Raw genomic sequence first — 11830 nt, 5'->3', positions numbered from 1 at the left:
TCATCTTCGGGCATATCCACCAGGGAACATTACTAGCATTGTAGTAGTGAGTCGACCTTATCTAGAAATTCGTCCAGTTCAAAAGGCTTGTTCAAGGCCACGAGATTGCGTTTCCGCACCTCTTCCTGGGGCGGCAGGTACGCGCTCATCATAATTGTGGGCGTCCCGGCAAGCTCATTTAGGGCGTGGAGACGATCATACAGCTCAATCCCATTCATCAGTGGGAGACGATAATCGGTAATGATCAGACAGGGCTTTACCTGTTTGGCCAGCGTCAACGCCTGCACACCGTCATTGACCAGTAACGGGCGATAGGGCGTCTCCTGGCACAGGGCCTCCACCAGCATAAAACCGATATAGTCATCATCTTCAATAATCAGAATGGTTTTATCTTCTGAGCTCTGGGGGGCAACCGCCGCGAGCGCCTCAGTTGAAGGCTCGCTTTGCCACATCTGCCCCTGCGCGGTCTCAGTCATGCTCTCAATCATATCATGCATTCCCTCCTCACGTATGCACACAGTATGCACACAATCAAGCTCATACATTCGTCTGTGATATTAAGAACACGCCAAATGCTGGGATTTCGTTTCGCGCCAAGCTTTAGAACTATCTTAAAAACCACCCTAAAAAGTCTTAATACAACCCTTGACATTGGAAGCAGATATCAGTATAATCCTCTACAGATCTACCAAGATCTTATTCCGAAACCCAACGCCACTGGCGTGTCTAGCGCTTCGTGCTCAGGGTTTTCGGAGAAGAAGTAAGCCGGCGTAGCTCAGGGGTAGAGCAGCTGTTTTGTAAACAGCTGGCCGGGGGTTCGAATCCCTTCGCCGGCTCCCATGTTCATCTTATCCACTTCACACCACATAAAAAGCCACTTCAAGCAATTTCCCGCCAAAGACAGAAAACCACTCAAAACGGCCCTTTTTTATATAACCGTTGATGGGAAACCCCACTTTTCAAAACTATAACCGTTGCTCTACAGACCGGCATAACATAACGGAATTAGCCTGACGAGCAAGGAAACAGGGCTTGAGAGATTAATTCTCTCCCTCAGTAATTTCATCTTTAACATTACGCCTCCATGCGATCTGCCAATCGCATCAACCAGAGTACTACCTTCGCAGCAATGTTCCCTTCGTTACTTGCCTCGATAGCTCGTTTCATTGCACGATCGTGTCGTTCTTCAGGAGAGAGAGTATCCCAACCTTCTGGCAGACGGGAGATGCCATCGCGGGCCATCCATCTAGAGAAAAAATTTAACATAATGGGGACAATGAGGAAGGAAAAGCCTATTAGCAGACAACTAATGGTTAGTGTATTCCACCCTATATAGATCACCACAAATACTCCTCCACTCGCCCAGAGAAGTCCCGTAAAAAACGTTTTGAAATCAAAGGCCCGATCATATTGCATGTGACACTTCCTTAAGTGGAAAGAAAAACAGAGATACACTACCTGTGCATCTGCTTAGTATACTGTGGGATTTCCGGAAAATCCATAAACTGGACAAGTGTTACAGCTTAGCTAGAGCTTGAGTATGTCATCTGGCTCAAGCTTTTTGCAAGCCCAAATCGACAAACTACCGGTAGACACTCATTCCTCTAGATAATCAGACGCCTTTTTACGATAGCCGCCCTTAGGTTTGCCCAAGTTCAAACCAGCTATAGGAGAATGCTTCGACTGTACACGCCTGGCTGATCTACTCTCAAAGTCTTTGAGATAATTTTCAGTTACCACCACACTACTATGGCCTAGGAGCACAGAGAGCTTGTATACGTCGCCACCATTCTCTAAAAACATGCGAGCAAAGGTATGTCGGAAAGTATGAGACGACACACGCGCACCTTTAATATTTGCACGCTTTCCAGCTTCTTGTACAAGTTGCTGAGATATATCTAAAATGATATATTTGTGTTACGAGCATTACCTCAATTGAAGCAGAAACACTAATGAAAGCCAATTCTTTCTATTGCAAGAAATTATCCTCTTTCTCTGAGCATTGCTCCTCATCTCCTACGCCCTTTTTCTGGTATCACGCCAAAAGAGAGTGAAGCGACCAGGCAGCAGGCACATGATACAATGCAAGGAATTACAATACGTTGATCTAATCGGTATGGGAGAAAAGTGCAGAGAGGTGATATTACCATGAGTATGGGAACAGGCTATACACAACAGGCGCTCGGTGAGGAAGAGATACGTCAGATCCTGGCGCAGGCCTTTGGCGAGCTTTCGCTGGACGGTAAGCGCGTCCTGGTGATTATTCCTGACAGTACGCGCACGGCGCCCCTTCCCTTGCTGTTCCGCGAGCTATACGCCCTGCTGGGTCAGAGGGTACAACGCCTGGATTATTTGATTGCCCTGGGGACGCACCCGCCGATGTCTGAGGAGGCGATTGCGCAACTGGTTGGCGTTGATGCTGTGGAGCGCCAGGAGCGCTATCCCAATGTCGCAATCTATAACCATCACTGGGACAAAGCAGGCGTGCTAAAGACGGTTGGTGTGATCTCACGTGAAGAGGCCCAGGTACTCACCAACGGCATCCTCTCGGAGGCGGTTCCCGTACGCCTCAATGGTATGATCTTCGACTATGACCAGATCGTGATCTGCGGGCCGGTCTTCCCGCACGAGGTCGTCGGCTTCTCTGGCGGGGCCAAATATCTCTTCCCTGGCATCGCGGGCGCGGATATCATCAACTTTACACACTGGCTGGGCGCGCGCCTGACCAGCATGCTCACCATCGGCACGAAGGATACGCTGGTGCGCCGAGTTATCCATCGCGCCGCGGCCTTTGTGGACCGCCCCATCCTCTGCCTGGCCCTGGTAATGCAGGGCGAGACCCTGCATGGACTCTACGCAGGCAACTATATCGATGCCTACAATGACGCCGCCGACCTTTCGGCGCGCTTGAACGTAATAACAGTTGAGCGACCCTTTAAACAGGTGCTCTCGCTGCCATCGACGCGCTATGACGATTTGTGGACCGCGGCAAAAGCCATGTATAAGACGGAGCCAGCCATCGCAGACGGGGGCGAGGTCATTATCTATGCACCACATATCAGCGAGATCTCTTATACGCATGGCGCACTTATCGACGAGGTTGGCTATCATGTGCAGGAGCACTTCCTTAAGCAATGGGAGCGCTTCAAGCAGGTGCCTGGCTCAATTCTGGCTCATAGCACGCACGTGAAGGGGACGGGAGCCTACGATAGCGCCACAGGCATCGAGCGACCGCGCATCCAGGTCACGCTGGCGACCGCCATCCCCGAGGAGCGCTGCCGCAAGGTCAACCTGGGCTATCGCGATTATCGCGAGATCAATCCCGAGGACTGGGCCGGGCGAGAAGACGAGGGACTGCTGCTGGTCCGCCACGCGGGCGAGATGCTCTACCACGCCCCCAGCGTCAGAAAATAATAGCGTGCTGTAACGTTTCTCTTATAGAACCGAAAATTAGATAGGAGAAGAGAAATTCGCTTATGTCCTGGACACCACTGGCCGAGCGCCTTGACGAGTTACCCTTAATTCTGGCGGGACCCATCTTACGACGGACGGAACCAGGCTCGGTCACTGTCTGGTTGGCGCTTAAAGCCGAACGCCTGGTCACACTCCATATCTTAGACGCTGAGACCAGTGGAGCATTACGGGAGCGCTTCCAGGGCAGGCGCAAGACTGTTCGTCTGGGGGATAATCTACACCTGGTCGCAGTCACGGCGCAGGCCTCGGCAAGTGAAGAGCCACTCGCCTGGGGCGAACTCTACTACTATAACCTCTCTTTTCAGGCCCACCAGGAGGCGGAGCGCGAGGAGCTCTATACGCCAGGCATCTTACGGCCAGCAGAGCAGGCTGATGATCCGCTGGCCTCGCTGGTCTACCCAGGGCATCCCCTGCCAAGCTTCCTGCTTCCCGCGAGCAAGCTAGAGCAGGTGCGCTTCTTCCACGGCTCCTGTCGCAAGGCGCATGGCTCAGGGCGAGAGATGCTCTCGGCGCTTGATCTGCTCATCGAAAAGTCCACCCTGGCGGGAGATCATGAGCATGTTAATCGCCCCCAACAACTCTATCTCACGGGCGACCAGGTCTACGCGGACGACGTCGCGCCGCCGCTACTCTTCGCACTGATGGATGCTGGTGAGACGCTCTTTAGCGGCCAGCGCCTGGAGATACTGCCAGGTGTACGCCAGCCCGCGCCTAATTTTGCTCCCGGCATGCGACGCGACATTATCCATCAGCAGGCGCTCTTCACCTCCAAGACGCCAGATAGCCACCTGCTCTCCTTCGCCGAATACGCCTCAATGTACCTGATGTCCTGGTCCAATCAGCTCTGGCCCGAGACACTTCCGGGAATTGAGGAACTTTGGCAACGTTATCCAGCCAGCCAGCCTGCCATCCTGGCCCAGCAGGACCGTGATGCGCAACACTTCATGGAATGGAATGCCCAGCTCGAACGCTTTCGCGCGCAACTGCCACATGTGCGGCGCGCCCTGGCCAATATCGCGACCTATATGATCTGTGACGATCACGATGTAACGGATGACTGGTTTCTTGATGGTGCGTGGTGCCAGAATGTCCTGAATAGTCAGGCAGGCAGACATATTGTGCGCAATGGTCTGCTGGCCTATACCCTCTTTCAAGCCTGGGGCAACACGCCTGAACAGTTTGCAGACGGCTCTGGGCAGCTCTTGCTCTCAACGCTCGATAGCTGGCAGGGGCAAGAGGGGACAGAGCAACGCTTGATTGATGAGCTCATCGGTATGCCCTTGTCCTACAATGGGCAGGGCGAGCTAGCACGCTCTAAACGGGCTTTGCACTGGCACTACACCTACGAAGCCCCCAGCCACCAGGTCATCGTCATGGATACACGCACACAGCGTCACTACGATAGTCCCAAAGCTTTTCCGGGCCTGCTCTCGCCCCAGGCCTTGCAGGAACAGATTGTCACGGCTGTACGGCCCGAGGCGCAGGTCAACATAATCATTTCAGCAGCCCCGGTACTGGGCATCGACTTCATCGAAAATATTCAATTCTGGAATCAGCTGCGCGCCCACGACAATTATTCTATGGACTGTGAGGCCTGGGGGCTAGAATGGGGGGCGTTCCAACAATTTTTGCGGGCCGTAAGCGGCCTCAAGCGTGCCGTGATTCTGGCTGGAGATGTGCATTATGCCTTTGGCTCCAGCATGGAATACTGGGATATGCACACAGGCGAGACGGCCAGGCTAATCAACTTTACCGCTAGCCCACTCTGCAATGAGGGCGCAGGCGAACATATGGCCGTCCTGGCGCTTGGTTATCCACGCCTCTTGCGCCTGCAAAGTCGTGGGCGAGATCCCTATGTCAGCTTCCTGGCCTGGGATCTCAAGCCGGACAGCAATCTCATTTTCCAGACTGTGGTGAGAAACATTAGCCAGCACCTCTTCCGCTTCTGGTGGTCCCTGCCAAGGCTTATGGCGGCCCACAGGTCCCAGCGGGAGATAGTGTTGCCCGCCAGGGGCTGGCTGCCAGGCACCTTTAAACAGATTCCGCCGGATCGCGTCTATCGCATTCGTTACCTGCAAAACACGCGGGCGCCCGAGACAAGGCAGCGGAAACGGGGCGTGCTCCTGCGCTTTAGCCGTCTGCTACAGCGTCCGCAGCGCCTGGCCCTGGGCATGACCTGGTTACTAGAAAGCGCGCTCAGGAGGATACGGCAGAGGACTACGCGCCTGCATCAAAAAACAGAGCGCCAGCCCTTGAGTGTGCGCTGGCTGCTCGACCGGCCTACCCATGCCGTCACTCACGAGATTCTGGATAAAAGTGCAGACCTGGAGCAAGCGTTGAGCAAGCGCCGCAACGCCCTTGTCACGACGCTTCTCAAGGGCCGCAACTGGCTCAATAAGTGGAAGGCGGGCACGCTTATCGTTGGCTATAACAATATTGGCGAGATCTACTTTACACCCGGCGACGAGGGGCTGCGCGAGGTCCGCCAGCGCCTCTGGTGGTGGCGGCAGGATGACGAGGGACAGAGCGGCGATATGATGCAAAGCACCGAGTACCGCGAGTGCCTGGCGCTGCCCACAAGCGCCGAGCGCCCCCCACTGCCGTAGTTGTAGGTAGAAAAGCGAGAGAGGCCTACAGCAATGCATTTGTAAATTATCATAAATATTTGGCATTACCTCAACAATAAGCGAGCTTATGGGCACCCCTTATGTCATAAATATTTGGCCATTTTTATCACAAACATTTGGGTTGCCCGTACTTATTATCATAAATATTTGGGCCAAACCAACGAATTGACTCACGGAGAGATCTTACTTTAAAAGGTACTTACCTCACCAGTAGTATTACCCGTCAGCCTATTTTATGGCAGAGGGCAAAAGAAGGTTATTGCTGATAGCATCTACCTGGGTAAGATTTTCTCATGAAGTAGTGCGCCCAAATTAGTCCAGATTCAACCCGCCTGACTGGAAAAGGTCGCTTTTTGTGCGAGAGCGAATCTTTTTGCCGCACCAAGGGCACAATCACGGTTCAGCCCCTTCGAGTAGCACCTCTGCTGTTTGCTCAGAAAGCGACCAACAATCTGGGGGCGAAAAATTCATCGCGAGCGATAAAGCCCGTTCTTCCCAGCCATCTTCGCTCTTCTTATTGATAACATTGTAGATTGCATGCATGCTGGGCACCATTCCTTCAGCGACTTTCTGTACGATGGCATATTCTTGTATGGGTGTAATGCGCCGTTGCAGGAGTGGGCGGGGCTCCCATTCACCCGCGTGAATGTCCTCGATGCCCGACTTGTTGCGCCAGTACGCGTTGATCAATCCGTTGGCGAGCCAGCGAGCGGGATTGGGCAGAATCTCTTCCCGCTTCTGTTCGAGCCGTCCATCCCCGTATTGTTCTTTGAGCATCTCAAAGAAGTTCTGGCGCGATTGAGCCGAGTTGATGGAGCTGATGGTCTGGTACAATTTATCGTTGGTCCTCTCGTCGAGAAGTGGTGGAAGCATGGGAAGGACCTGCGCCGTTTTGACCATTTTCCGAAAGCAACCGTCATCTGTTCGCATCAACTCAATCCATTGAGCAAGCGCCGCCGAGGCTTCGATGTTGATTCGTGCCATTTCATCATCGGCGATCATGCTGATCTCTTCCCGCTCCGTCTGCGGCCAGATCGGTTTGGTCCGGTCCGCGAGAACCGCGAAGTAGGTTCCCCAACGTAGACAGACTGCAATGGTTGCCAGTGTGACCTCTCCAAAGTTGAGTTGAGACTTTGGTGGAATCTTGGCTGCGCGAGAAATAGCTTCTAGATGGCGAAACACTTGATCGTACATCGTGGGTTCAGGCGGGTGAATGAGACGACAGGGAAGAGTATTTCCCGAGGCAGTTTCCTCCATAGTTTCTTCCCACCAGCCTGCATTGAGGGCAAAAGTATCACTGACGTTGACAGACAATTGGTGGTGTTGCATCGCTTTTCCCTCTTCTCAGAAGCATTCGGTACTCATGAAGGTACAAGATTGGTTGCTTGCCTCATTGCCTGGGACCGATATATCTCTCTAACCTCGATTATAGCAGATTTGCCAGGTGCCTCAATGAAGGAGCAGTGATTTTTCGTGCATATTTTGTGAGGATGGAGTGGTCTTGCTCCGATTGAGCTGAGTTTCTCAATGCTCCAGTTTGGCGTCTGTTATATACTATAGTGCTTCGTAGATTCTTGGTCTTTATTCCTATCAGGAGGAAGGAGATGACTCGTCCCGCCAAAGAAGAGGAACGTGAAGAGCGCATCCACATGGAAATCATTGTAGACGCCTATGGCCCAGAAGAGCAGGCGATAAGCTGGTACAACTATCTTTCCGACACCTTGCAATTTCCGTTCTCAGCCCGGTGTGTTGCTCGCCGCGCGATCTCGCCGTTGGAACCGGGAGATGAAGTTGAGGTCGTGGGAATAGCTCCCGATGAGGAATGCCAGCATGAAATGTTCGTGCTGATCCGGTGGCGTCCCCATCCGCTTGCTGTTCCTTTGATGCAATTGGAGGGTATTCACGTGGATGAGGAGACCCAACAGGCCATTGAGGATTGGCACTACTGGGTGAACCAGGGCTACGAGCTATAAGTCCCACCAGGTTCAGTACGAGACAGGTCGCAATATCATAGATAGCAACCCCTTATATGGCAAAATATGCAATAACAGGGGAAATAAGATCACCTAAATCGACGCTTTTCATGGCTCCAGTGGTTCTATGTTGGGCTCACGCTCCAGAAGTTGTTCTAGAAGAAAGAGTAATTCCTCGCGGCTTTTCTTCTTCAGTTGTCCCAATACTGTTGTCTCAGCCTCTCCGGTTGCCTGTTCATCTTCCGTCATGCTCTTCCCCCTCTCTAGCAAGAAGACACCCAATATTGCTCAATACTGTGTATCATCATACGCTATTAACGGGCAAAGGTAAATATGAGGTATACTGACCGGCACATGGGTGCCGGTCAGTATAAGAAACATTTCAGCCTGTTGAAAAAGTCTTCAATGGATTAGTATATCTTGCACTAACACTGTCTTTTACGCTCAAATTTTGCTCGCAAAATACAAATTGATGAGATTACTTGGGCTTTTTCAACAGGCTGATTTCCTTTGATCAGAAGTAATCGTCAGTGTGATACACTTGAGGCATGTATTCCCGAGGAGGGAGAATATTAGACATTGGAAGAAAAATGGAAAGCAGAAATTGGACAAAAGGTGAGAGCGTCGTGGTCAAACCAGACGTCACCGATCCAGATACAGGCCGCAACATTGGTGGGTGGCAGGGGCGCATCAGTGCGATCTTTGATGAAATGGGAACCCTGGCCATCCAATGGGATAGCCACACACTGAAGAGCATGCCTCTCACTCATATTACCTGGTGTGAAGAAGAGGGGATGTCCTGGTCAGAGATGAATCTGTCTAACGATGAAGTGGAACCGGCGACAACACGTGATACCGAAGACGACGTGACCAGGACCATCGCAGAGATTGAGTCCAAGTCTAGCTGGCTCCATCTCGGAGGAGAACAAGGCAAACGGATTCAAGAAATCGTGAACCGAGCACAGGATCACGACGTGTTTGCCGTGTTTCGGATCTGGCATGCGTATCTAGAGGAGCATCTGGTCTTCCCTTTCGCGGCTACGGTAGCAGAATATCAGCGCGGGCCGGTTCGCCAGGGCGCTCGGGTCAAGGTTCTGGACATCACCTTCCTGGACGAGACATATGGCACCATCGTGGCGGTGAAGCAGAAAGATGGGGTATATGAACTTCCCCTGTGTGATCTGAAGGCCACAGGTGCGGATGTCGAGATCCAGCAATTGGTGGAGGATTACGCTGTGTGGTTTGCCAATCGCTAAGGAGGCAAGCAATCATGGACAAGTTTGATACCTCTTCACCCCGGCGGACACAGGTGGATGCCAAAGCTGTACGTCGGCAGGTGCAATCTATTTTACGCAGCTTGGACCGGATGCGTTCCTCTGAAGCCTACTGGCAGGTGGGCGCAGTTGTCAATGAGGTACGTCAGTTGCTTGAGCAGGGTTGGGTGTTGATCCGGGCAGATGATGGTCGCAGTGCTCTCGCTTTGCTTGGTGCTATTACTGAAGCATATGTGGCTGACTGGACCAATCTGGATGATTCAGATGGTGAGGCCAGCGGGTTCTTTCAAGACCTTAGCCCTATCTGGACAGAAGCCTTGCTCAGCGTGGACCTTTCGTCCAAAGAGTGTAAGGTATGGGCAAGCAAGTTGGAAACCTGGCAACGGAAAATTGATGATTACGGAGTCGATGAGGTCTTTGCAGCGGCACAGGATGCGGCCCTCCGAGGCTGGGACGATCCTCAACTCCAACATGTTTTGCAGGGAACCGTCAGCGAAAACGACTCCTGGGATGGAGAAGCACCTGAAGTAACGGTTGCCCGGCTTCATATACTGGAGCGACGTGAACGCTTGCAAGAGTATCTTCATCTGGCCCGTGCTGAAGGGCAGCACGAAGCCTACGTTGCTATGCTGGTACGTGTGGGTCGCACGCAAGAAGCAGCAGCCTATGGGCGAGCACACCTGGAGACAGCACAGGAGGCTCTTACTCTGGCCAGCGCGTTGCATGACTGGGGTGAACGCGAGCAAGGCTTGAAAATCGCTGAGGAAGGTCTCCTTCTTCAAGGACCAAAGACAGCTCTCGCGAAGTGGCTCCGGGACGAAGCGGCAACCATGGGCGAGAGAACACAAGCCCTTACAGCAGCCGAAGTGGCTTTTCGCGAGGAACTGAGCTTAGCTAACTATCTTCGCGTGGCAGAGATCGCCGGAGAACAATGGCCGGAGCGGCGTACGAACCTGCTGGAGTATGTACGTCGCACGAAGTCATACACTCCACAGGGGCAAGTTGATGTGTTCCTGCATGAGGGACTTATTGATGATGCCATAGCAGCAGTCGAGCCCAAGGCAACGCATACCCTGGTCGAGCGCGTCGTGGACGCTGCTATGCAGTCACATCCAGAATGGGTGATCAAAGTCTGTCGGCAGCAGGCGGAGCCGTTCATGGATGAAGGCAAAGCCCAGTACTATAGTGCGGCAGCTAAATGGCTTGCGAAGGCACGTACGGCCTATCGAAACATGGGGCGTGAAGAGGAATGGCAGACGTACCTGTCTGAACTGCTAAATCGTCACCGGCTCAAGCGCAAATTAGTGCCGATGCTAGAGGCACTGCGGCGATACAGATGAGAGCAGGAACTTGCACTCTATTGACTCAGCGACGGCCTGGGAAGAACACCATCCGGTTTCTCCCTCACTTTTTTGTAGAAGACTTCGCCTCATCTCTCATCCAACCTCCTGTTGCCTTGAACGTGACGACTTCCTTGGGTAGTGGTTAAATTGTAAGTGATAGGCTCAAATTATATTGGATAATAAAGAGTTGGGTGATGAGGTGGTGAAAGGCATCGCATTTGGAAAATGAGAGCGTCTGTCGCACATAACGACCAACGCGCTGGCGTAATGTATTATTCCACCGCTCCATATGTGCTGTGTCTCCCGTTTCTTTTCCCACACAGCGATGGGTTTCTACAGGAAAGGCCTCTCGATAGGCCGCCCAAAAGTCGCTGAAGGAGTGACAGGTTTTGTATTCATGAGGAAGTGCCTCCCATAAGCGGAGGCAGGTTGCTTTACTGCGGTCACCAATCACAAAGGCCACAATTTGGCGTGTTCGACGGCACATGGCTGTCCACAACCACCTTTTGTACTCTTTTTTGAAGACAAAGCTCCACGTTTCATCTAACTCCAAGACATCATCTGCTGTCGCAGCCAAAAAGGTATCTTTGACATCTGGCAATGTTTGAACGTGTGCTTTGATCCATCGAGCAATAGTCTGCCGCGTGATGCCAAAAATCCGCTCAACTCCACGCAAACTCGAGCGCCCTTGGCAGGCCTGTAGCACCGTTTGTTTCTCAGCTTCCGAATAAACATGCCTTGGTTTTAGGACTCGGTACGTACCACAATTCTTGCAATGATACTGCGCATTTCCACAGCGATTGGTCCCATTTTTGATACTGTTCGTGCTCCTACAGACATGGCATTGGTGCATCATCGTTTCTTGAATCATGCGCCAATCATATCTCATCACTTACAACCTAACCACCACCGCAAAATAAACCATAATTCTTGCAAAGCCAAAAGAGACTGAGCCTCCTATCCAATATTCCCAGCAATTAGTCATAACAACCTCTAAGATGTACATAGTTGCCTATGTATTTCTTTTGGGTGTTGTGAAACTCAGAAGTTGGCTCATGCACATTTCCGATAATAAAGGAGAAATTACTAAGCCATAAATGTCGCTTTCTCCCCTTCTCCTGATTTAGATCTAACCCAAG

The 11830-nt window shown here is 52.1% G+C and carries 11 protein-coding genes and 1 tRNA gene; 6 read left to right on the top strand and 6 right to left on the bottom strand.

Annotated elements, in window-relative coordinates; all coding sequences use genetic code 11:
- Positions 1-32: 32 nt before the first annotated feature.
- Positions 33-488 (bottom strand): response regulator, encoded by a 456-nt coding sequence (locus KTE_RS14655; protein WP_236600402.1) that lies wholly within the window; start codon positions 486-488, stop codon positions 33-35.
- Between the two features lie 276 nt (positions 489-764).
- Between KTE_RS14655 and KTE_RS14650 the strand changes: the two genes are divergently transcribed.
- Positions 765-836: transfer RNA gene (locus KTE_RS14650), tRNA-Thr, on the top strand.
- A gap of 238 nt (positions 837-1074) precedes the next feature.
- Here KTE_RS14650 and KTE_RS14645 read toward each other — a convergent pair.
- Both KTE_RS14645 and KTE_RS49580 read right to left on the bottom strand, forming a co-directional pair.
- On the bottom strand, positions 1075-1416 hold the full coding sequence (locus tag KTE_RS14645; RefSeq protein ID WP_201382048.1) for a hypothetical protein: 342 nt from the start codon (positions 1414-1416) through the stop codon (positions 1075-1077).
- Positions 1417-1596: 180 nt separating this feature from the next.
- The gene (locus tag KTE_RS49580; RefSeq protein WP_374226777.1) at positions 1597-1839 is read right to left on the bottom strand and encodes a tyrosine-type recombinase/integrase; all 243 of its coding nucleotides are present in this window, start codon (positions 1837-1839) and stop codon (positions 1597-1599) included.
- 309 nt (positions 1840-2148) lie between these two features.
- On the opposite strand from KTE_RS49580, the gene KTE_RS14635 reads away from it, so the two are divergent.
- Entirely contained in the window at positions 2149-3414 is a 1266-nt protein-coding gene (locus KTE_RS14635) for a lactate racemase domain-containing protein (protein WP_201382047.1), read from the top strand.
- A gap of 62 nt (positions 3415-3476) precedes the next feature.
- Positions 3477-6080, top strand: coding sequence for a hypothetical protein (locus tag KTE_RS14630; RefSeq protein WP_201382046.1), 2604 nt, complete (start codon positions 3477-3479; stop codon positions 6078-6080).
- A gap of 414 nt (positions 6081-6494) precedes the next feature.
- On the opposite strand, the gene KTE_RS14625 is transcribed toward KTE_RS14630, so the two are convergent.
- Positions 6495-7430, bottom strand: a complete 936-nt coding sequence (locus tag KTE_RS14625; protein ID WP_201382045.1) for a hypothetical protein — start codon at positions 7428-7430, stop codon at positions 6495-6497.
- Between the two features lie 275 nt (positions 7431-7705).
- Between KTE_RS14625 and KTE_RS14620 the strand changes: the two genes are divergently transcribed.
- Positions 7706-8074: a calcium-binding protein gene (locus KTE_RS14620; RefSeq protein ID WP_201382044.1), complete on the top strand. Its 369-nt coding sequence runs from the start codon at positions 7706-7708 to the stop codon at positions 8072-8074.
- Between the two features lie 108 nt (positions 8075-8182).
- On the opposite strand, the gene KTE_RS14615 is transcribed toward KTE_RS14620, so the two are convergent.
- Positions 8183-8323: a hypothetical protein gene (locus KTE_RS14615; protein ID WP_201382042.1), complete on the bottom strand. Its 141-nt coding sequence runs from the start codon at positions 8321-8323 to the stop codon at positions 8183-8185.
- 377 nt (positions 8324-8700) lie between these two features.
- On the opposite strand from KTE_RS14615, the gene KTE_RS14610 reads away from it, so the two are divergent.
- Both KTE_RS14610 and KTE_RS14605 read left to right on the top strand, forming a co-directional pair.
- Complete coding sequence (locus KTE_RS14610; RefSeq protein WP_201382040.1) at positions 8701-9330, top strand: calcium-binding protein; 630 nt, start codon at positions 8701-8703, stop codon at positions 9328-9330.
- 14 nt (positions 9331-9344) lie between these two features.
- On the top strand, positions 9345-10688 hold the full coding sequence (locus KTE_RS14605) for a hypothetical protein (RefSeq protein WP_201382038.1): 1344 nt from the start codon (positions 9345-9347) through the stop codon (positions 10686-10688).
- A gap of 145 nt (positions 10689-10833) precedes the next feature.
- Here the strand turns inward: KTE_RS14605 and KTE_RS14600 are convergent, their stop codons facing one another.
- Positions 10834-11544: an IS1 family transposase gene (locus KTE_RS14600; RefSeq protein ID WP_236600662.1), complete on the bottom strand. Its 711-nt coding sequence runs from the start codon at positions 11542-11544 to the stop codon at positions 10834-10836.
- Between the last annotated feature and the right edge of the window lie 286 nt (positions 11545-11830).

The sequence above is a fragment of the Ktedonobacter sp. SOSP1-85 genome (assembly GCF_016587415.1).
Classification (GTDB): domain Bacteria; phylum Chloroflexota; class Ktedonobacteria; order Ktedonobacterales; family Ktedonobacteraceae; genus Ktedonobacter.
Note: the sequence above shows the minus strand (reverse complement) of the source record. Positions and strands in the feature narration are given on the sequence as shown.